Origin of the sequence: Mesorhizobium prunaredense, from assembly GCF_900156895.1 — a bacterium.
Classification (GTDB): domain Bacteria; phylum Pseudomonadota; class Alphaproteobacteria; order Rhizobiales; family Rhizobiaceae; genus Mesorhizobium; species Mesorhizobium prunaredense.
The window spans coordinates 273,384-294,267 of record NZ_FTPD01000001.1 but is presented as its reverse complement, the minus strand read 5'-3'; the positions used below and the strand labels follow the sequence as shown (position 1 = coordinate 294,267).

16 protein-coding genes, 1 tRNA gene and 1 pseudogene are annotated in these 20,884 nt (G+C 61.8%); 8 read left to right on the top strand and 10 right to left on the bottom strand.

What is annotated here, in order from left to right:
* Window positions 1-1,059: a D-TA family PLP-dependent enzyme gene (locus BQ8794_RS01480; RefSeq protein ID WP_077372046.1), complete on the bottom strand. Its 1,059-nt coding sequence runs from the start codon at window positions 1,057-1,059 to the stop codon at window positions 1-3.
* A gap of 146 nt (window positions 1,060-1,205) precedes the next feature.
* On the opposite strand from BQ8794_RS01480, the gene BQ8794_RS01475 reads away from it, so the two are divergent.
* Complete coding sequence (locus BQ8794_RS01475; protein ID WP_077372043.1) at window positions 1,206-1,892, top strand: D-lyxose/D-mannose family sugar isomerase; 687 nt, start codon at window positions 1,206-1,208, stop codon at window positions 1,890-1,892.
* Between the two features lie 15 nt (window positions 1,893-1,907).
* Here the strand turns inward: BQ8794_RS01475 and BQ8794_RS01470 are convergent, their stop codons facing one another.
* Genes BQ8794_RS01470 through BQ8794_RS01445 form a run of 6 tightly spaced genes read right to left on the bottom strand, consistent with a single transcriptional unit; the run spans window position 1,908 to window position 7,867 of the window.
* Window positions 1,908-2,774 carry an RDD family protein gene (locus tag BQ8794_RS01470; RefSeq protein ID WP_077372040.1) on the bottom strand — a complete coding sequence of 289 codons (867 nt, stop codon included), beginning with the start codon at window positions 2,772-2,774 and terminating at the stop codon, window positions 1,908-1,910.
* Window positions 2,761-3,792, bottom strand: a complete 1,032-nt coding sequence (locus BQ8794_RS01465; RefSeq protein WP_077372038.1) for a stage II sporulation protein M — start codon at window positions 3,790-3,792, stop codon at window positions 2,761-2,763. Before BQ8794_RS01465 ends, BQ8794_RS01470 begins: the two co-directional genes overlap by 14 nt.
* Complete coding sequence (locus tag BQ8794_RS01460) at window positions 3,789-5,099, bottom strand: DUF58 domain-containing protein (RefSeq protein WP_077372035.1); 1,311 nt, start codon at window positions 5,097-5,099, stop codon at window positions 3,789-3,791. Before BQ8794_RS01460 ends, BQ8794_RS01465 begins: the two co-directional genes overlap by 4 nt.
* On the bottom strand, window positions 5,096-6,052 hold the full coding sequence (locus BQ8794_RS01455; protein ID WP_077372032.1) for an AAA family ATPase: 957 nt from the start codon (window positions 6,050-6,052) through the stop codon (window positions 5,096-5,098). The genes BQ8794_RS01460 and BQ8794_RS01455 overlap by 4 nt, the downstream gene beginning before the upstream one ends.
* Window positions 6,039-7,244, bottom strand: a complete 1,206-nt coding sequence (locus tag BQ8794_RS01450) for a DUF4350 domain-containing protein (RefSeq protein ID WP_077372029.1) — start codon at window positions 7,242-7,244, stop codon at window positions 6,039-6,041. Before BQ8794_RS01450 ends, BQ8794_RS01455 begins: the two co-directional genes overlap by 14 nt.
* Window positions 7,241-7,867 carry a DUF4129 domain-containing protein gene (locus tag BQ8794_RS01445; RefSeq protein ID WP_244554819.1) on the bottom strand — a complete coding sequence of 209 codons (627 nt, stop codon included), beginning with the start codon at window positions 7,865-7,867 and terminating at the stop codon, window positions 7,241-7,243. The genes BQ8794_RS01450 and BQ8794_RS01445 overlap by 4 nt, the downstream gene beginning before the upstream one ends.
* Window positions 7,868-8,021: 154 nt before the next feature.
* On the opposite strand from BQ8794_RS01445, the gene BQ8794_RS01440 reads away from it, so the two are divergent.
* From BQ8794_RS01440 to BQ8794_RS01410, 7 genes and pseudogenes are all read left to right on the top strand, one after another.
* Window positions 8,022-8,786, top strand: coding sequence for a glycerophosphoryl diester phosphodiesterase membrane domain-containing protein (locus tag BQ8794_RS01440; RefSeq protein ID WP_077372026.1), 765 nt, complete (start codon window positions 8,022-8,024; stop codon window positions 8,784-8,786).
* Entirely contained in the window at window positions 8,678-9,115 is a 438-nt protein-coding gene (locus tag BQ8794_RS01435; protein WP_244554826.1) for a Rossmann-fold NAD(P)-binding domain-containing protein, read from the top strand. The genes BQ8794_RS01440 and BQ8794_RS01435 overlap by 109 nt, the downstream gene beginning before the upstream one ends.
* A 325-nt stretch (window positions 9,116-9,440) precedes the next feature.
* On the top strand, window positions 9,441-13,250 hold the full coding sequence (gene metH, locus BQ8794_RS01430) for a methionine synthase (RefSeq protein ID WP_077372023.1): 3,810 nt from the start codon (window positions 9,441-9,443) through the stop codon (window positions 13,248-13,250).
* Between the two features lie 100 nt (window positions 13,251-13,350).
* A complete protein-coding gene (locus tag BQ8794_RS01425; protein ID WP_167378584.1) occupies window positions 13,351-13,788 on the top strand; it encodes a YybH family protein in 438 nt (145 codons plus the stop codon).
* A gap of 379 nt (window positions 13,789-14,167) precedes the next feature.
* Window positions 14,168-14,941, top strand: a complete 774-nt coding sequence (locus tag BQ8794_RS01420; RefSeq protein WP_244554825.1) for a class I SAM-dependent methyltransferase — start codon at window positions 14,168-14,170, stop codon at window positions 14,939-14,941.
* Between the two features lie 365 nt (window positions 14,942-15,306).
* Complete coding sequence (locus BQ8794_RS01415; protein WP_077372465.1) at window positions 15,307-17,919, top strand: bifunctional diguanylate cyclase/phosphodiesterase; 2,613 nt, start codon at window positions 15,307-15,309, stop codon at window positions 17,917-17,919.
* A 76-nt stretch (window positions 17,920-17,995) separates the two neighbouring features.
* Window positions 17,996-18,373 (top strand): annotated as a pseudogene (locus BQ8794_RS01410) (vitamin B12 dependent-methionine synthase activation domain-containing protein); the annotation flags it as partial.
* 213 nt (window positions 18,374-18,586) lie between these two features.
* Here the strand turns inward: BQ8794_RS01410 and BQ8794_RS01405 are convergent.
* The 3 genes from BQ8794_RS01405 to BQ8794_RS01395 form a co-directional block, all read right to left on the bottom strand.
* Entirely contained in the window at window positions 18,587-18,901 is a 315-nt protein-coding gene (locus BQ8794_RS01405) for a GYD domain-containing protein (protein WP_077372017.1), read from the bottom strand.
* A gap of 385 nt (window positions 18,902-19,286) precedes the next feature.
* A tRNA-Gln gene (locus BQ8794_RS01400) sits at window positions 19,287-19,360 on the bottom strand.
* Between the two features lie 98 nt (window positions 19,361-19,458).
* Complete coding sequence (locus BQ8794_RS01395) at window positions 19,459-20,391, bottom strand: lysylphosphatidylglycerol synthase domain-containing protein (RefSeq protein ID WP_077372014.1); 933 nt, start codon at window positions 20,389-20,391, stop codon at window positions 19,459-19,461.
* Between the last annotated feature and the right edge of the window lie 493 nt (window positions 20,392-20,884).

The window sequence follows — 20,884 nt, the reverse complement described above, 5'->3', positions numbered from 1 at the left end:
CTACCCCATGCGGCCGCGCGCCGCCACCGGCAGCGTCTCGAGCACCCGTTCTCCGGTGATCAGATGCACCTCGTCGAAAAGATTGGTGACGACGCAGCAATGGTCGGGCACGATGCGCACGCGCTCGCCGATATGCAGCCTGGCGTCGCCGGAAAGCGTCACGTTGCCGTGCTCCTCGCTGAGGCTGGTGACGGTGGCGCCCGCAATGCCTAGCAACTCGCCGAAATCGGGCAGCCCCAGCGTGTCGCTGGACAACGCCTTGCTGCCAGCATCGAGAATGGCCCGTGTCGGCGTCGGATGGCTGACCACCGTCGACAGCACCGTCAGCGCGCAATCGTCGAGGCTTCCGACGCCCTTGGCGACCTGGTAGCGGTCGAGATAGATGTAGGTGCCGGGGCGGTACTCGGTGACGACGGAAGCCTCGCTCGAGCGCCACATATCCGGCGTGCCGCCGCTGGAGATGCGTCGGCAGGCAAGGCCGGATGCGGCGAGCGCGTTGCGCGCATCGGCGAGCCAAGTCTCGGCCTCGGCAGCGCGGCCTGCCGCCGGATAGGTCATCAGCCCGCCGAAGGCGAGCCCCTTGGCCTTGTCGATCCGTCTGGCCAGTGCGACAGCCTCGCTGGCCGACTGGACGCCGCAGCGGCCCATGCCGGTATCGCATTCCACCAGCACCTGTAGCGGCTGGCCTGGATCGTTGAAGGTGGCGGCGAGCCCGTTAAACGTCTCCATGCTGTCTGCCGTCACCGACAGCGTCACACGGCCGTGCAGTGCCTTGAGGCGCTCCAGCTTGGCGCGGCCAACAATGTTGTAAGGCAGAAAAATGTCGGTGAGCCCGGCATCGGCCATCACCTCGGCTTCACCGATCTTCTGGCAGGTGATGCCGACGGCACCGGCTGCGATCTGCTTCTTGGCCCAGTAGGGCAATTTGTGGGTCTTGATGTGCGGCCTGAGCTTCAGCCCGTGGCGGTCGGCGTGGGCCTGCGCCCGCGCGATGTTGGCTTCGGCGCGGTCGACATCGATCAGGATCGCCGGTGTATCGAGGTCGTCTACGCTCAGCATGGAATTTCACCTTGGGATTTGCCTGGACTTATGGCCTTGATCGGCCCGGATGTCATGAGGCCAGCACGCGGTTTACGTCGACACCGGATCGGTGTTCGGCTATTCGGTTTGGGGATCACCCAAGCCGACGGGAAGGAACCACAACCATGAAACGCTCCGCTATCAACGACATCATCCGCGACGCCGATGCCTTCATCCGTTCGTTCGGCTACATCATGCCGCCCTTCGCCTATTGGAGCCCGGAACAGATGAAGGCGCGCCGGCAGGATTCGTCGGCCATCTTCTCCTCGCGGCTCGGCTGGGACATCACCGATTACGGCCAGGGCAAGTTCGACGAGCTCGGCCTCTTCCTGTTCACCGTTCGCAACGGTCGCTACGAGGACATGAAGAAGGGCATGGGCATGCTCTATGCCGAGAAGATCATGATCTCGCGCAAGGATCAGCTGTCGCCGATGCATCGCCACAACATCAAGGCCGAAGACATCATCAACCGCGGCGGCGGCAAGCTGGTGCTGGAGCTGTTCATGCACGATCGCGACGGCGGCATCGATCCGAAGGCGGAAGTATCGGTGCCGGTCGACGGGACCATCCACCGGCTGCCGGCGGGCGGGCTCTTGAAGCTCGATCCGGGCGAGAGCGTCACGCTGCTGCCGGGCGTCTGGCACGCCTTCTGGGCCGAGGGCAAGGACGTGCTGATCGGCGAGGTTTCGACCGTCAACGACGATCTCACCGACAATGTCTTCCGCGAGCCGATCGGCCGCTTCGCGGACATCGACGAGGACGTCGCGCCGCTGCACCTCTTGGTGTCGGACTACGAGAAGTGGGTGGGGTAAGACGGCCTTTCGTTCCTAACGCTGATGCTTGTCTTCCTTTCGCTTGCCCAGCAGCAGCTTTCGCTCGAGATGGGCTCGCAGGTCGCCGTAATACGCGGTCAGGAACGGGCGGGCGTCATGCGCCTGCGGCGTTGAGCCGATCTTGCGTCCGATCGTCTCAGCCACCGCCCGCAGCGCGAAATAGTCGTCGCGGCGCAGCACCTCCTCCAGCTTGTGCAGTTCGGCGATGCCATAGGCATCGAGCTGGGCATGGCTGAACTGAAAAGTCCTGGCAACCGGATCTTTTCGTGCCGACAGATCCTCCATCAGCGTGCGCTTAGGCGCCTCGACGACCCAGGTTCCCGCCAGGAGGTCGCCAATCCGCAACCGGTCGCGATTGAACAGCGGGAACAAGGCGAACAGTAGCGCCCATACCAGCCCAAAAACTGTCGTCAGCGTATCGGCGACGCCCATCCCACTGCGTCCGGCGATAATCGACAGCGGCAGAAAGACCTCGATCTCGCGCATCAGATTGCGGGCGATGACCTGATCGACCGACAGGCCGGCTCCGTTGCGTGACGCCACCCTGACGCCGATGATCCGCTTTCCGGGGGTCGACGCGCGCCGGCCCGCCTCGAAGGCGATGAAGTAGACGTTTCGCAGAAAAAAGATCGCGATGATCCAGACGATGAAAAGCGGCTGCAATTTGTCGGTGCCGAAACCTGTTACCCCGAACAGCGCAACAATCGTGACCGTGATTGCAGCCGTGGCGATAAACACGACATCGAGCAGGAAAGCGGCAGCCCGTGTGCCGGCGTCGGCCAGCTTGATCTGGAGGTCGACACCTTCAGGCGTGATCAGCGAGCGCATTGTCGCCAGCGCGGCGCGTCTAGCGATCGCCATTGCGCACCACCTGGAACAGGTAGAAGTAGCCGATCCACAGTGCGAGCATGCCGCTGCCAATGGCATAGCGGGTGACGTCGCTGGTGATCGTCTGCCTGCCGATGCCCTCGAGCAGTCCGGCAAACAGCAGCATGATCGAAACGCCGACCATCGCGGTCGCCGCGATGCGTCCGGCATGGGCCGCTGCCGTCATGCGGGTCAATTCGCCGGGAAAGGCGATGCGCGTGCCGATCCGCATGCCGGCAGCGCCGGCCACTGCGATGGCGAACAATTCGGTGGTGCCGTGAATGGCCAGCCAGCCGCCAAGTTCCATGCCAAGCCCCTTTGCCCAATAGACCTGGAACAGCGCACCCAGCATGCAGCCGTTGAACAGCATCAGCAGCACCGTCGGCACGGCGAAAGCAAATCCAAGCGCGAAGGCGAGGATTGCGACCTGGACGTTGTGGGTGAAAAGATAAGCAGCAAAGCCCGAGAGAAAGCCGTTATCGCCGTCATAAAGCATGCTGCGCAGCAACTCGGCCGAAGCGTCGGGGCCACGGCCGGCAGCCAGGCCTGACGGGATGATCGCGTCGAACCAGCCCTTGTCGGACGCTACCAGCCAGGCGCCGGCGCCGATGCCGACAAACATCAGCGCCACTGACACCAGCGTCTCGCGCCACAATTCGCGGATGGCACCGGGCCAGTCATGCAGGAAGAAATCGCCAACACGCTGCCGTAGTCCGCGGCGTGCCCCATAGAGATAAAAATATCCCCGCAGCGACAGGGATTCGAGATAGGCGATCAGCGCACTGTCGAGGGATGTCGCTCTCGCCACCGAAAGCGAAGACAATGCCGACCGGTAGAGCAACGGAAGCGACAGCAGCTCTTCTTCCGACAGTGTTCGCGGGGCGCGTTTCTCGACGCGGGCGAGTAGCGCCTCGAACGCCTTCCAGTCGGCCTCGCGCTCCCGACGGAAGCTGGCCAACGACTGGCGTACGGCATCGCCGCGTCGAACATCGCCGGGTACTGGCGCAGTCACAACAAATCCTCGTGCTTGAACTGCAGGTAGCGCTCGACCAGCGCCGGCCCCAGCCTTTGATGGTCGGCTTCGATCACATGCGCGCCAAGCAGCCGCAACCGGCCGATGACGACCTGCCTTTCGCGCAAAAGCCCGCCGGCGACAACGGCGCGGGCGACATCCTCGCCGGATGAAGGCGGCATGTCGGCCAAGCTCTCCAATTCGACATCCCTGATCATCATGAACAGCACCAGATGCCGCTCGGTGAGCCGGCCGACGGTGCGCAGCATCAATTCCGCGCTGATCGGATCGACGAAGTCGGTGAAGATGATGACCAGAGAGCGCCGGTCGAGCCTCGCCGCAAGCGTGGTCAGCGCCAGGGTGAAATTGGTCTCCTCGTTGGAATAGTCGATCTCAACCGCCCGCTTCTGGATCATCGCGAAGCTGGCCGAGCCGCGCACCGCGCCGCTGGCGACGCGCGGCCGCGCATCGAAGCTGAACAGGCTGACCATGTCGCCGCCCTTGAGCGCAATGAACGCCGACAGCAAGGCTGCCGCCACCGCCCGGTCCACCTTCGGCAGGCCGTCGACCGGCTCGCACATCAGGCGTCCGCTGTCGATGGCCAGCACGATGTTGTTGTTCTCCTCGATACGGAACTCGCGCGCCAGAAGCCTGCCGTGGCGGGCGCTGCGCTTCCAGTCGATCATCCTCCGGCCCATGCCGGGCTGATAATCCTTGAGCGCCTCGAATTCCCGGCCCTGGCCGGCCCGGCGCTGCGCATGCCCGTCGGGCAGGGCGTTGCGCTGCAGCAGCGTGATCGCCTGGTCGCGGGCGCTGCGGACGTCGGGCAACACTGCCACCTTGCTTTCCATAGGCAGGACGATCTGGTTCCAGACCAGTCCGAACGGCCCGCGCCAGCGCAGCCACAGACGATCGAAGCTGGCGATGCCGCGCCGCAACGCCTGGAACCGCAGGTCGAGCGATCCGCCATCCTTTGTGGCAGCCAGGGGACCGCCGGTTCCGCCGATCGGCGCCAGGCGCTCATCATGACCGACGCGCGCCTCCAGGGTCCGCGTCCGGCCTGAAAAACGGGCGGCGACATGGACGGTGAACTGGCCGCCGACACCGACCTGCGGCGGCGCGTGGAGGCTGGCGGCCAGCGATTTCCGCGCGCGTCCCGCCGCGGCGTCCACCGCCAGGAAGGCGAGCAGCAGGCAGATCCACAGCAATCCGAGATACCACAGCGACGGCAGCGCCAGCGCGACCAGGAAGGCCGGCACCGCGCCCGCCGCTGCCGCCCACACCGCTCGGCCGCTGGGATAGATCAACGCGGCACTTCCGTCTGGTCGACCAAGTCGGAGACGATCTGCTCGACCAGCCGGCCATCGATCTGCGCGGCCGGCGACAAGATGACGCGATGGCGCAGCGCCGGCACCGCCAGCGCCTTGACGTCGTCGGGGATCACATAGGCGCGCCCGTCGAGCGCTGCCCGCGCCCGCGCCGCCCTGGCCAGCATGGCGCCCGCGCGTGGACTGGCGCCAACCTCCAAATCGGCGGTGTCGCGTGTGGCGCGCACCAGCGCCGCGATGTAGCCGACGACGTCGTCGACGAGGGTGACGGAGCCGACGGTTTCGAGTGCCTTCTCCAGCGTCTTGCGATCCGTTTGAGCCTTGATGCCGTATTGCGCGATGTCGTGCGAGGCGGAGCCGCCGCCGTGATGGATGATGATGGCCCGTTCCTCCTCGGGACCGGGATAGCTGACCCGATGCTTGAACAGGAAGCGGTCGAGCTGTGCTTCGGGCAGGGGATAGACACCCTGATGCTCGATCGGATTCTGGGTCGCGACCACCATGAAGTTGCGGCCTAGCGAATGCGTGGTGCCGTCGAAGGTGACCGCATGCTCCTGCATCGCCTCCAGAAGTGCTGCCTGTGTCTTGGGCGGCGTGCGGTTGATCTCGTCGGCAAGCAAGAGATCGCAGAAGATCGGACCGCGCGTCAGCGTGAACTGTCCAGTCTGGAAATTGTAGATGTTCGATCCGACGATATCGCCCGGCATCAGGTCCGGCGTGAACTGGATGCGCCCGTAGGCGACACCCAGAGCCTGCGCGAAGCAGCGCGCGGTCATTGTCTTGGCCGTGCCCGGAGGGCCTTCCAGCAGGATATGCCCGCCGGCGAACAGGGCGGTCAGCATCAGGTCGACCGTATCGTGCTGTCCGGTGATCGCCTTGGCCACTTCTTCCCTGATCCGTGTCGCCAGGGCCTTCACATCATCGACGTTCACCGAGCCTCCTTGCCGTCCAATCGTGCAGCCGCTCGGCTGCCTCGTGCATTTGCGTCAGGTTTTTCGCCTCGCCGGCGGCTTGCGCCCGCGCGGTGAATCCGCTGACTTCGTCCTTATCGCGAGAATCGAGCCAGTGGTCGAGCGCTTCGCCTTGCAGCCCCTGCGGCGCTCCCAGCAGTGCGCCGGCGCGCACCCGCATCAAGGCCGCGTAACGGCCTCCCAATTCCTCGAGCCGCCCGGCGCGCCGCAACAGCATCGCCGTCGTATCCACCAGCGCACCCTTGCCGAAGGCAATGGCGCGCTGGTCGGCGCGCGGCGGGCCGAAACGGCCAATGCCGTGCAGGAAAGCCAGCGCCGCCGCTGCCAGGATCGTCAGTGTCAGCGCCAGAAACGGCGGTTCGACCAGTAGCTTGGCAAGGTCGTATTTTCGCCCCGCGCCATGCAGCGTGAGATCGAACATGACCCGGCCCTTTTCGGGTTGCAGCAATGCAATCAGGTCGAGCGCGGCTGCCGCCTGGGCGGAATCCGCAAGCGCGGCGTTGTTGATCAGGTCGGGGTCGGTCAGGATATAAAAAGGCTTGTCGTCGAGTTCGGTGAGCACAGCCTTGTCGTTGCCGGCTGCTATGATTGGATGCTCGTCCGCCACCCACTGCAATTCGTCGGGGGCGGCAACGAGCCGGCCTTCGACGTTGAGTTGCCGCACCTTGCTTTGGCCGACGCCGATCTTTGTTTTGGCGATCCGGCCGAGCCATTGGTTCACCACGGGATCGGGCAATCGCCCGAATTTCATCTTCCATCCTTCGTGCTCCTCCAGCGGCAGGGTTTGCCATTTGGGCAGCACGAAAAGGGTATTCAGGACCTGCCGAAGTTCGAGGATGTGGTCGAGCGCGGCGGGATCGCTCTCGGGCGAAATGGTGACGATCAGCAGCATGTCGGTGCCGAGATCCTGATCGGTCCGCGCCATGGCCGGCGTCTCGCCGGTGAGCCGCAACCATTCCGCCAGGCCAGCATAGCCGACGCCGCTTTTCGACAGCGGCGTGGCGCCGCCATTGCCGGGTTGCCGGAAGTCGGGCGCATAGGTGGACAGCAGGAAGAAACCCGCTGCCGCAAGCAGGCTGGCGAAAATGCCCCAAAACAGCGTTCTTCGATTGAACGGTTCCTGTGCCGCTGGTTCGACCGTCGCAGCACTCATATCCAGGCATCCCGGAAGACGAACCGCTCATAGGCGCCGCGTGCTTGCCGCCAGCCTTCGGCGCCGACCGGCCTGCGCGCGAACAATGCGGCTTCGACGATGCGTGCGATCTCGGTAAACGCCGCGCGGGCCTTGGCGGGAACCGAAGCAGCAGCGGCGATGTCGCGCGCCGTGAGCGACGGGCGCAAAAAATCCGGCAGCCGGCCGGCAATATCGGCGACGCTGCGCCGAAGCAGGAGATGAACCGCTTCGTCATAGTCGCCTCGCGCGGCCAGCGCGTCGGCTTCCGACAGCAGGATCTGCGCGGCGCCGGCGTCGGGACGCCATGCTTCCTCCGCCTCGGTTTCGCGCCGCGCGCGCTGCCAGGGTAGGCGCCAGGCGATACCTTTCATCTCGAGGAAGACCAGGAGCAGGATGATCGCCGCACCTGATAGCACCGCCCCCCAGAACAGGTAGATCATGTAGGGACCGAGCGACGACAACAGGTCCAGCAGCGGCTTCAGCCAGTCAGGCGGCTGGGGCGGCACATAGGCCGGCAGGTCGAACTGGATCGACTTATCCGAGATCAACTGCTCATGCGCTCTTGCCAGCCATTCGGCTTCCGCTGTGCCTGGCTGTGCCACTGCCAACCGCTTCCCCTGCAACCTGTGGTTCCCAGTCGACACTGGCAATGCACAACGGCAATTGCAAGTGGGGCTAGACGTCGATCTCCAATGTTGGCACATTTGATGCGGGGATCACCAGCCGATATGCGGCGATTGAGCGAGGGGACGCATCATGGTTTCAACGACACTGGAACGACCGGACAAGTTTCGCATCGGCAGGGTTTTCAACGACAGCTTTGCTGTCATCAGCCGCAATATCGTTCTTTGCCTCGGGCTGGCAGTGCTGTTTTCAGGCTTGCCAACGTTGCTCTACCAGCTTTGGGTCTGGAATTGGGCGACCGGCACCGAGACAGGCGCTCCGGAGTTCTCGGTCCAACGAGCTATCGTTACAATCGTCGTCATGCTGGTTTCCATGGTCCTGGCAGCGATCTTGCAGGCGACGCTGGTGCGCGCGGCCATCGAGGATCTGAACGGCAAGCGGCCATCAATGGGCGACAGCCTCAAGATGGCAATCTCCCTCCTGCTGCCGGTGATAGGCATCGCATTGCTGGTCTCTCTTGGCGCGGGTTTGGGCTTCATGCTGCTCATCGTCCCCGGCATCATATTATGGCTCCGCTGGTCGGTCGCCGTGCCGGTTCTGGTTCAGGAACGGCGGGGGGTGTTCGGCAGCATGAAGCGCAGTCGCGAGCTGACCAAAGGGAGCCGCTGGGCGCTGTTCGGATTCTGGATTATCCTGATCATAGCCGTGATCGTCATCCAGCTTGTCTTGAGCCAACTCGTCATGGTCTTTGGCGTGACAACGGCTCTCATCCTGGATGCTCTGGTGACATCCGTCGTATCCGTGGTGACCTCGGTTGCCCCGGCGGTCAGCTATGTCGAGTTGCGGCAGGTCAAGGAAGGCACCAGCGTCGACGAACTGGCGGAGATCTTCTCCTGACGCGAGAGAAGGAAGCGACGTCCGCGTCGCCGCAGACCCGCATCGAGGGCGAGATCCAGCAGCTTGCACCCGATCATCCGGTGACCGAGCTGTGGCGGGTCATCATTGGCTTGGCTGAAGGCCGCCGCGATGCCAGCCAGATCACGCTGTTCGATTCCGTCGGCTTCGCCATCGAGGATTTTTCGGCGCTGCGCTATATCAGGGACCAGTTGCCATCGACCGGCCTCTGCCAGCAACTCGACATGCTGGCCGACCCCGACGCGCCGCGCGACCTGTTCGGGATGCTGCTCAGGGCGGCATCGGCGAAGACTGCGCAGGTGGCGTTGTAGCGCCGGCGGGCGGCACTCAAATTGTCGATGTCGCCGCCGCCCCGGTCACTTCTCCCCGTATAGTGACGGGGAGAAGGGCGCCATCGACAAGGATTTCGCCAACCTCCAGCGTTGCAGAAGGGTGCTGAAGTTGCGGCCAGCTTCCCTTCTCCCCGTCACTATACGGGGAGAAGGTGCCGGCAGGCGGATGAGGGGCAGCGCAAACGTCGAGCCATTGCCCTAGGCATTCCCCGCGGCGGGGGTGACAGCAGTAAGCAAACGGCGTATACTCACATAAAGATGTCTTTATGTCGCTTAAGCGCGACCGTCGCCCTGAGGACGAAATATGTCGCAAAACCCATCATCGTTGGACGACCTGTTCGGCCCCGTCGCGGCCAAGCCCGACGGTTCGGAAGTGCTTTCAGCGCTGACGGCGGCGGCGCGGCAACGCATCCTCATCCTCGATGGCGCCATGGGCACGCAGATCCAGGGCCTGGGCTTCGACGAGAACCACTTCCGTGGCGACAAATTCGCCGAGTGCGCCTGCCATCAGCAGGGCAACAACGACCTGCTGATCCTGACGCAGCCCAAGGCGATCGAGGAGGTTCACTATCAATACGCCATCGCCGGGGCGGACATCCTTGAAACCAACACCTTCTCCTCGACCTCCATCGCCCAGGCGGATTACGGCATGGAGGATGCGGTCTACGCTCTGAACCGCGACGGTGCACGGCTGGTGCGCAGGGCAGCGGCAAGGGCTGAGCAGGAGGACGGCAAGCGTCGTTTCGTCGCCGGTGCGCTGGGGCCGACCAACCGCACCGCCTCGATGTCGCCGGACGTCAACAATCCCGGTTACCGCGCCGTGACGTTCGACGAATTGCGTCTTGCCTATGGCGAGCAGCTGCGGGGTCTCATTGACGGCGGTGCCGACATCATCTTGATCGAGACCATTTTTGACACGCTGAACGCCAAGGCGGCAATCTTCGCCTGCAACGAGATCTTCATCGAGAAGGACGTGCATCTGCCGGTGATGATTTCCGGCACGATCACCGATCTGTCCGGCCGCACGCTGTCGGGCCAGACGCCGACGGCCTTCTGGCATTCGGTCCGCCACGCCAACCCGTTCACCATAGGTCTCAATTGCGCGCTGGGCGCCAAAGCCATGCGCGCGCATCTGGACGAAATATCCGGCGTCGCCGACACCTTTGTTTGCGCCTATCCAAATGCCGGCCTGCCCAATGAATTCGGCCAATATGACGAAAGCCCGGAGTTCATGGCCGCGCAGATCGAGGATTTCGCGCGCGACGGCCTGGTCAATATCGTCGGTGGCTGCTGCGGCTCGACGCCCGACCACATCCGCGCCATCGCACAGGCCGTGAAGAAATATCCGCCGCGCGCTGTTCCCGACATCGAGCCGAAGATGCGCCTTTCGGGGCTCGAGCCGTTCACGCTGACCGACGAGATTCCGTTCGTCAATGTCGGCGAGCGCACCAACGTCACCGGCTCGGCGAAATTCAGGAAGCTGATCACCGCGGGCGACTATACCGCCGCGCTCGAAATCGCCCGCGACCAGGTCGCCAACGGCGCGCAGATCATCGACATCAACATGGACGAAGGCCTGATCGATTCGAAGCAGGCAATGGTCTGTTATCTCAACCTGATCGCCGCCGAGCCGGACATCGCTCGTGTACCCGTGATGATCGACAGTTCCAAATGGGAGATCATCGAAGCCGGCCTGAAATGCGTGCAGGGCAAGCCGCTGGTCAACTCCATCTCGATGAAAGAGGGCGAGGAGGCTTTTCTGCACCATGCGAAGCTCGTCCGCGCGTATGGCGCGGCGGTGGTCGTCATGGCCTTCGACGAGGATGGTCAGGCCGACACCCAGGCGCGCAAGGTCGAAATCTGCACCCGCGCCTACAGACTGTTGACCGAGCAGGCCGGATTCCCGCCCGAGGACATCGTTTTCGACCCGAACATCTTTGCCATCGCCACCGGCATCGACGAGCACAACAATTACGGCGTCGACTTCATCGAAGCCGCCAGGCAGATCACCGCGACGCTTCCCCATGTCCACATATCGGGTGGGGTGTCGAACCTCTCCTTCTCGTTTCGCGGCAACGAGCCGGTGCGCGAGGCCATGCATGCCGTGTTCCTCTACCACGCCATCCAGGCCGGCATGGACATGGGCATCGTCAACGCCGGACAGCTTGCCGTCTATGACACCATCGATCCCGAACTGCGCGAAGCCTGCGAGGACGTCGTCAACAACCGTCAGCCGAAGGGCGGCGGCACCGCGACCGAACGCCTGCTGGAACTCGCCGAACGTTTTAGGGGCACGGCGGGCAAGGAAGCGCAGGAACGCGATCTCGCCTGGCGCGACTGGCCGGTCGAGCAGCGCATTTCGCACGCACTGGTCAACGGCATCACCGAATTCATCGACCAGGACACGGACGAGGCGCGGCGCGCCGCCGAGCGTCCGCTGCATGTCATCGAAGGTCCTCTGATGGCAGGCATGAATGTCGTCGGCGATCTGTTTGGCGCGGGAAAGATGTTCCTGCCGCAAGTGGTTAAATCCGCCCGCGTCATGAAACAGGCCGTCGCCGGCCTGCTGCCGCACATGGAGGCGGAGAAGCTGGCGAATGCCGCCAAAGGTGTCGACACCGGCGAGCGCCAGACCGCCGGCAAGATCCTGATGGCGACGGTGAAGGGCGATGTCCACGACATCGGCAAGAACATCGTCGGCGTGGTTCTGGCCTGCAACAATTACGAGATCATCGACCTCGGCGTCATGGTGCCGGCGGCAAAAATCCTGCAGACGGCGCGCGAGCTAAAGGTCGACATCATCGGCCTGTCCGGCCTGATCACGCCCTCGCTCGACGAGATGGCGCACATGGCCGCCGAGATGGAGCGCGAAGGTTTTGACATTCCGCTGTTGATCGGCGGTGCTACGACTAGCCGCGTGCATACCGCAGTAAAGATCCATCCGCGCTATATCAGAGGCCAGACGGTCTATGTCGCCGATGCCAGCCGCGCGGTCGGCGTGGTGTCGGCACTTCTGTCGAACGAGACCAGGGGCGGTTATGTCGACAAGGTTCGTGCCGAGTACAAGAAGGTTGCCGATGCGCATGCGCGCAGCGAAGCCGACAAGCAGCGCCTGCCGTTGGCCAAGGCGCGGGCCAACGCCCACCGGATCGACTGGTCGGCCTACGCGCCGCCAAAACCGTCCTTCCTTGGCTTGAAAACCTTCGAAGCCTGGGACCTGGCCGAACTCGCGCGTTATATTGACTGGACGCCGTTCTTCCAGACCTGGGAGCTGAAGGGTCGCTATCCCAAAATCCTCGACGACGAGGCGCAAGGGCCGGCGGCACGCCAGCTCTTCGACGACGCCCAGGCGATGCTGAAAATGATCATCGCGGAAAAATGGTTCGCGCCAAAGGGCGTCATCGGCTTCTGGCCGGCGAATTCCGTCGGCGACGACATCAGGCTGTTCACCGACGATGCCAGGTCGCAGGAGCTGGCGACCTTCTTCACGCTGCGCCAGCAGCTGACCAAGCGCGACGGCAAGGCGAACGTCGCGCTGTCGGATTTCGTCGCGCCTTTGGACAGCGGCAAGGCCGACTATCTCGGCGGCTTCATCGTCACCGCCGGCATCGAGGAAGCGGCGATCGCCGAGCGCTTCGAACGTGCCAATGACGACTACTCGTCGATCATGGTCAAGGCGCTTGCCGACCGTTTCGCCGAAGCCTTCGCCGAGCGCCTGCACGAACGCGTGCGCAAGGAGTTCTGGGCCTATGCCCCGGATGAGGATCTGGCGCCGGACGAGCTGATCGGCGAACCCTATCGCGGTATTCGCCCGGCGCCCGGCTATCCGGCGCAGCCCGACCACACCGAGAAAGCGACGCTGTTCCGCCTGCTCGACGGCGAGCGCAACGCCGGCGTCAGCCTGACCGAAAGCTTTGCGATGTGGCCGGGCTCCTCCGTGTCCGGCATCTACCTGTCGCATCCCGAAAGCTATTATTTCGGCGTGGCCAAGGTCGAGCGCGATCAGGTCGAGGACTATGCGAGCCGCAAGGCCATGCCGCTAGCCGAGGTCGAGCGCTGGCTCGGCCCTATACTCAACTATGTGCCGACCCCCTTCGCCGAAGCCGCGCAGTAAGCCAGCAGCTTTCCTGGCCATCGCGGCCGATGACCAGATGCATCGCTTCGAGAGCAACGGCCGCTCGGGGATAATGCCTCATGCAATGAAGGAGAGCCCTATGCAGACCCCGACTGCAGAAGAAACGGAAATCCGCAAAGGCCTGGATGACCTGGTGCAGGCATTGCGGTCCAAGAACATAGAAGCCCTGATGGCACACTATGCCGCGGCTACTGTCGTATTCGACATCAGGCCGCCGCTGCGGATCGAGAGCGCCGGTGCCTATCGAAAGAATTTCGAGGCGTGGTTTGCCACGGTTGACGGTCCGATCGATTATGAAGTGCACGAGCTGCTCGTCACAGTCAGAGACGACGTGGCGTTCTGCCATAGTCTGTGCCACGTCAGAAGCAAAAGAACCAACGGGGAGAAGGCCGACTATTGGGTGCGTGTGACGTCGGGTTTGCGGAAGATGAGCGACCGCTGGATGATCACGCACGAACACATATCCATGCCGATCGATCTCCGGACAATGCAGGCACAGCCGGAGTTTCAGTCGTAGCTGCGCGGACGTTTCGCACGACAACAAATTTCTTCCGGCGCTGCCCGTCGACCGACCTCGCCAAGAGGCTGCGCCGAAATCGCTGACCCGATCGATCGGGGCCGGTGAAGCGCGAGGCTTGCATAAAGGGCAAAGGTGGGTCGAATCGCAGCACCCTGCGCACACGCGGTTTCGGTTCAGCCCCGGTGGTGCGCCGTACCGCCTCGGATTGACGCGCGACACTTTAGCTGCAAGGTATATTAACGTTCTGTTTACCATATATTAGTCTTGGGGACTGGGGGGCAATTTGGAACCGTTTCTGGGGGCGAACCGCCTTAATTGGGATGATCGGGCCGAGCTGCATTCGACCGACACGACGGGCAGCTACCACATAGAAAATGTGTTGGCTGGCGGATCCAATCTCTATGAGCTGGAAACGCGCGAGGTCGGTGACATTGTCGGCAAGGATATCGTCCATTTGCAATGCCATATCGGGCTCGACACAATCAGCTTGAAGAATCTGGGCGCGGGCAGCGTGACCGGCCTCGACTTTTCACCGACGGCGATCGCAGCGGCGCGGGACTTCGCTGCAAAGGCAGGCACTGACGTGCGCTTCGTGGAGGCGCCACTGTTCGAGGCAGTCGAAGCGCTTGGCCGGACCTTTGACATCGCTTACGTTACCTGGGGTTCGGTAAACTGGCTTGACGACGTGTTCCGCTGGGCGCGGGTGGTTGCCGATCTCCTGCGGCCCGGCGGCCGGCTCTATCTCGCCGAGGGCCATCCGTTGATGTTCCAGTGTGACCGCAAGGCTGCGGCGCTGGAGTTCAAGCATGACTGGCGAACGCCAATAGCCCGACCACTCGCATGGAACGAGGAACTCACCTATACCGGCGACGACCGCATCTTGAAACATCCGCGCTACTATGAGTGGATTCATCCGGTCAGCGACGTGGTGAACGCGCTGATTTCAGCTGGGCTGACGCTGGATTTTCTCAATGAGCATGACACGGTTTCGTGGCAGCACTTTTCATTTGCCGTGAGGGCCGGCAAGGATATGTACGGCTTGCCAGAGAACTCTCCCAAGATTCCAATGGCCTATTCCATTGGCGCGACGAAGCGTAGCGTCGGCAAGATACCCTACCTGGTTACCGCCAAGGCAATTGAGGGCCACTAATGCATGTCGCGCAAAAGCGTGCCCTCGGGGCGTGACCCGAGGGTGCGCAGCGGTTTGCGATAACGACATGCATAAAGACAAAAACTTAAAGCGCGTCGCATGATTCCATTCAGCCGCGACGCGCTTTAAATCGTCAGCCGGAGCCGCAGGTCCGTGTCAGCCACTCCGGCCACCTCAGGCGGTTGGAAGGTGCAAAAATTTTAGGACCCGTGAAGGTCAAAATTAAACATTGATAGCTAATATACCTTGGTCGGGTTGGCCCAGAACCTGAATAGCATCTGAGGAATCGCCTATTGGCTCTTTTCCGCGCTAGGTTCGGCGGTATCAAGAAGGCCGTTTTTTCGTCGGCAAATATCCCGGCGGCAATGGCGGTGATCGTTATTGCCGTTGGTGCAGCGTTCGCGGACCACCAGAACAAAGTCGTCTCGGATCAAGCCGCCCGAGCGGATGTCCTGGCCAAGGTCAATGTTATCCGTGCCAAGCTTGAAGGCAACATCAACGGAAACCTTCATCTGGTGCAGGGACTGGTCGCGGCAGTCGTGACTGAGCCCTATATGGGACAGCAACGCTTCGCCTCGCTGGCGAGCAACCTGTTTGGCAGGGCCTCGCAATTGAAGAATATTGCCGGCGCGCCCGATCTGGTCATTTCTCTGATGTACCCGATCGAGGGCAACGACAAGGCGATAGGCCTCGATTACCGCAAGGACGAGCGGCAGCGTGTGGCCGCGCTAAGGGCGCGAGACGAGCGCGAGCTAGTTCTTGCCGGTCCCGTCGACTTGAGGCAGGGAGGGCAGGGCTTCGTCGGCCGTATTCCGGTCTTTGTACGCAGTGCGGGCAACACCGAAAGGTTCTGGGGCATCATTTCGGCCGTTGTCGACGTTCAGCGCCTTTATAAGGCGAGCGGCCTGCTTGACGATGATCTCGGGATTGACGTAGCGCTGATCGGTAAGGACGCTCTCGGTCCAGGCGGAGAGCAATTCTTCGGCAATGAGCGCGTCGCCAAAAGCAATCCGGTGACAGCCGACGTTCTGCTCCCGTCCGGTTCGTGGCGGATCGCAGCCATTCCCAAAAACGGCTGGCCTTCGACGCCCGACAACGCGTGGTTCTTGCGCGCCATCATGGCGGTGGCCGGGGCGTTGGTTGTGATCCCATTCCTGGTTACCGGTCGCCTGATTGGCGAGAGACAGCGCAACTATGCGGAACTGAGTCGATTGTCGAGACGCCTGGAACTCGCTCTGGAAGCGTCGGCTATCGGCGTTTGGGAACACGATCTCGCGATCAACGAACTTACCTGGGACGACCGCGTCAATGAAATATACGGCAAACCAGCTGGGGAGCGCCGCGGCTACCTGGACTGGGCGGGAGCAATCCACCCGGATGATTTGGCCGGCGCCAACGCCGATTTCGACCGCGCGACGGCCGGCGGCGGGCCATATTTGTCGGAATACCGGATTATTCGGCCGGATGGCGAGATTCGCCATGTCCGATCCAAGGCGATAATTTACCGGGCCGCAAACGACACCCCAAAAATGATTGGCGCCGAATGGGATGTGACAGCCGATGTCCTGCTAAACAAGGACCTGATTCGCGCAAAACAGCTTTCCGAGTCGAAAAATGCAGAACTCGAGTCGGCCAAGGCGCGCATAGAGCACATAGCGCTCCACGATTCGCTGACCGGTTTGCCCAACCGGCGTTACCTCGACCAGGTGCTGGAAGATTACGCGGCAAACGCCAGGCGGACCGGCGGGTATGCGGCACTGCTTCACATTGATCTGGATCGGTTCAAGCACATCAACGATACGCTTGGCCACGCCGCAGGCGACGCAATGCTTGTTCACGCCTCAACCGTCCTCCGATCCAAGGTCGATGGTGAGGGATTCGTCGCTCGGATCGGAGGAGACGAATTCATCGTCCTGTGCGTAGTGCATGACGATATCAAGCAACTGGCGCTGCTCGCTGACCGCGTCATCTGCCAGATGCGAGAACCGGTCTACTATCAGGGCCATCGATGCCGTTTTGGCGTGAGCGTGGGAATTGCAGTCGATAACGGAAAAGATGTCGAAGCCAAACACCTGCTGGTCAACGCTGACATCGCGCTTTACCGAGCAAAGAGTCGTGGGCGCAATCGATACGAGTTCTTCACCGAGGCGATGCAAAGCGAGATCGTCGACACAAAACGGATTGCCGACGAAATTCTCGGCGGCCTTGAGCGCAACGAGTTCATTCCCTTCTACCAGCCGCAATTTGACGCAAAAACGCTTGAAATTGTTGGGGTTGAGGCGCTGGCGCGATGGCGACATCCGGAGAAGGGCATTTTGGCGCCCGACGTCTTCCTAAGGATTGCGGAAGAATTGAATGTCGTCTCGATCATCGATCGAAACATATTAGAGCAATCGCTTTTGGATCTCGAAGGGTGGTCTGCTGCGAATCTTCACATTCCGCGGGTGTCAGTCAACGTTTCGGCACGCCGCCTTCAGGATGAGGAACTCATAAAGAATCTTAGGAAGCTAAATATCAAGAAGGGAACGGTTGCATTCGAGCTCGTCGAGTCAATTTTCCTCGACGAAAATGATGATTTTGTTACCTGGAATCTTGAGCAGATAAAGGAACTCGGCATTGACATCGAAATAGACGATTTTGGCACGGGCTACGCCTCTATAGTCAGCTTGCTCAAGCTGCAGCCTCGCCGGTTGAAGATAGATCGCCAACTGGTCATTCCAATTGTCAAGTCGCCGCAACGAAGGCAGGTCGTCTCGTCGATCATTGAAATCGGCAAATCCCTGGGTATCGAGGTCGTAGCGGAGGGTGTCGAGACGATGGAGCACGCACAGACACTCAAGAGCTTGGGCTGCGACATACTGCAGGGTTATGCCTTCGGGCAGGCGTTGGATGCCGACGGACTAAAGGCCTTTGTTCGATCTCGGCGTCTGCGCACGAAACGGATTTTGGATGAACCGCTCCGGTTGGGTAGAGTATAGGCGCATACGCCTCACGTCATAGAATAGCGCTACGCTTTGAGTCTTAGGATTTGGAGATTGGCCGATCACGGCAGAGGAGTTCTGGGGGCCTATGCACCCGATGAGACCCGGGCCCTGGACGAGTTGATCGGCGATCCCTATCTCGGCATCGGCCCGGCGCCGGCTATCGACGCAGCCCGATCACACCGAGAAGGCGACGCTGTTCCGCCTGCTCGACGGCGAGCGCAACGCCGGCGTCAGCCTGACTGAAAGCTTTGCGATGTGGCCGGGCTCCTCCGTGTCCGGCATCTACCTGTCGCATCCCGAAAGCTATTATTTCGGCGTGGCCAATGTCGAGCGCGACCAGGTCGAGGAATATACGCGCCGCAAGGCCATGCCGCTAGCCGAGGTCGAGCGCTGGCTCGGGCCGGTACTCAACTATGTGCCGGCGCAGGGGCTTAAGGCAGCCGCGTAAGCCCGCGCGTCATGCAGCCGTTTCCGGAAGAGTTGATGACGATGTGGAAGATCGGTCGCGATGTCGGCAACCGAGAAACAACCGTCCCGACTTGGTCGACCTCCGTGAGGGATGACCTGTTCGACTTATAGGAAGATGGCCAAATAGGGGGGCACGGAAGGCAGCACGGCGTATCAAATGAAACCGTGCTGCCATGTGTTTAATGGTGCCAAATCACCCGGCGGGCGTGTAAGCGCCGGCAGCCTTGTTGGCGGCCGCGAGCACGGCTTTCATATCAAGTTCTTCAAGAACGACGAGGTCGTTCACCGAGCCGCTTGCCCGCACTGCTAGGGTTAGGCCCATCCCAGCAGATTGGTCCGGAACCTCACCGTTGATGACGATGTCATAGATGCCGCGAGTAAACATCATGCTGGCCACTTTGCCGCCGACGCTTTCAAAAAGCGCCTTGATGGCAGCTTCCCGGTCTGAGCCCTGCATCAATCCTTTAGCAGCATGGGGTGCGTAGTTTGCCAATACAGTCACTTTCATGGGGCATTCCTCCAAATCTTATTGTTTCGTGAGGCTAAAAGTATTTGAACAACACGAGAATTATTTCTCTTTTCACTAATTACAGAGCCACGAGGAGGGTCTCTGCATCATCAATATGCGCTCAGGCTAATATAATGACAATCCCACTCGGGCAGATCTATACGCCGACACTGGGCCGAACGCTTACGGCAAGGCAAAAAACGGGTCGCTTACGCAGGCGGTACAGGACCTAATCGCGCTGCAGTGGGCAGCAATTAGAACTTATAGGCAAGCCGCGCGGACAACGCTGAAGTTCGTCTTCACGTGCTACAGGATAGGAAAATCCATGCAACACGCTCCCGTCGCGCGCGCTCTGCTAAGTGCCTGATTTAATCGATGAAATTAGTGGCTGGGGAACCTGGATTCGAACCAGGACTAACGGAGTCAGAGTCCGTGGGTCTACCGTTAACCTATTCCCCAGCAGGCGCGGCTGTTGAAAACCACGCGGCAGGGCGACAATGTCGCCGCGCGTGCCTTGTAGCCGCCGCCGGAAAATAGTCAAGCCTGCCGAAGGCATTTCAATTCCCACCCCGCCCAAGCTGCGAGTGCTCAAAATACAGCACCACGCCAAGCGCTATCACCAGCGGGATGATCAGGTAGAACAGCCGGAACACCAGCAGTGCTGCCAGCACGCCGACCGGGTCCATGTGCGAAAGTCCGGCGAGAAAGACGACCTCGAACACGCCGAGCCCGCCCGGCGCATGCGAGATCTGGGCGACCGAGAACGACACCAGGAAGACGCCGAGCACGACGAAATAGCCGGGGTTACCGGATACGGGCAGGGCGAAGAAGATGATCGCCGCCGCTGCCAAAAGCTCGATCGGGCCGATCAGCAATTGCCGCGCGACGATCGGCAAGGCCGGATAATGGACCTGGAAGCTGCCGATCTTCAGTGGCCTGAGATGCAGCCAGCTGCCGAAGACATAGGCTGCCACCAAGAGCAGCATGGCGAGGCCCGCGGCCTGCGAAAGCCGATGATGCGGCGTGCCGGAAAAACGGTCGACGATCTCCGGCGCGAGCACCAGAACGATGCCTGAAACCCACACCGTCGACAGCACGAATGTAATCCAGCAGATCGCCACCAGAATGCCGACGTCCTGTCCGGTCAGCCCCCTGGTTCCATAGGCGCGGTAGCGGATCACCGCGCCTGAAAATACCGAGCCGCCGATATTGTGCGACAGTGCATACGTGGTGAAGGAGCACAGGCTGACGAACAGCCACGACACTTTCTTGCCGATATGCAGGAGCGCGATGTGGTCGTAGCCGGCCAGCGACGCATAGGCGATGACCGAGCTCAACGCGGCGAGCACCCAGCCGCGGGCAGGGATGGCGACGATGCCGTCCCAGACGTCGTCGAGCGAAATGCCGCGCAGCTCGTGCAGCAGCAGCCATAGCGAGAAGGCGACCGCCGCAACGCCGACGACCGGCCAGAAATAGCGCCTCCAGTTCATGGCGTGACGATCATGCGTTGCAGCCCCGTTGCCCTTTCGGTTCGCGTCAGGAAAACTACCCGCGATTTCGAATGTTTCATCCCCGCCATTTCAGAAATGCCTTATCGAAGCCGGCTATTCAACTGCGAAGGCGCGCTGCTGCGGGAGAAGGAAAGGCTGACGATCCTTCGCGCCCCCCTCTGTCCTGCCGGACATCTCCCCCACAAGGAGGGAGATTGGCAGCTTTGGCGCTCCGCCCGTTTCTGCGACGGTAGGGATTGGCGAAAGCGGCGGTGACGGCCGATCTCCCCCCAAGTGGGGGAGATGCCAAGTTTTGGCAAAGAGGGCAGGACAGAGGGGGGGCGCTGTCCCGCCATCATCGGGCCGAGCGGAGCGGCGAGACAATGCCGCCGACAAAATTCGACCCCTGCGCTCTTGGTGATCCGGCCCGGCGCTGCTAGTCTGGTGGCAACTTAGAACACATGAAAGCGCCTGCTGCGTCCGGTCTCCGGTT

Bases quoted from the DNA above. Each gene is read 5' to 3' on its own strand.
- BQ8794_RS01470 (WP_077372040.1), bottom strand. From the start codon at position 2,774: ATGGCGATCGCTAGACGCGCCGCGCTGGCGACAATGCGCTCGCTGATC.
- BQ8794_RS01425 (WP_167378584.1), top strand. From the start codon at position 13,351: ATGCAGACCCCGACTGCAGAAGAAACGGAAATCCGCAAAGGCCTGGAT.
- BQ8794_RS01480 (WP_077372046.1), bottom strand. From the start codon at position 1,059: ATGCTGAGCGTAGACGACCTCGATACACCGGCGATCCTGATCGATGTC.
- BQ8794_RS01475 (WP_077372043.1), top strand. From the start codon at position 1,206: ATGAAACGCTCCGCTATCAACGACATCATCCGCGACGCCGATGCCTTC.
- metH (WP_077372023.1), top strand. From the start codon at position 9,441: ATGTCGCAAAACCCATCATCGTTGGACGACCTGTTCGGCCCCGTCGCG.
- BQ8794_RS01450 (WP_077372029.1), bottom strand. From the start codon at position 7,244: ATGAGTGCTGCGACGGTCGAACCAGCGGCACAGGAACCGTTCAATCGA.
- BQ8794_RS01405 (WP_077372017.1), bottom strand. From the start codon at position 18,901: ATGAAAGTGACTGTATTGGCAAACTACGCACCCCATGCTGCTAAAGGA.
- BQ8794_RS01395 (WP_077372014.1), bottom strand. From the start codon at position 20,391: ATGAACTGGAGGCGCTATTTCTGGCCGGTCGTCGGCGTTGCGGCGGTC.
- BQ8794_RS01415 (WP_077372465.1), top strand. From the start codon at position 15,307: ATGGCGGTGATCGTTATTGCCGTTGGTGCAGCGTTCGCGGACCACCAG.
- BQ8794_RS01440 (WP_077372026.1), top strand. From the start codon at position 8,022: ATGGTTTCAACGACACTGGAACGACCGGACAAGTTTCGCATCGGCAGG.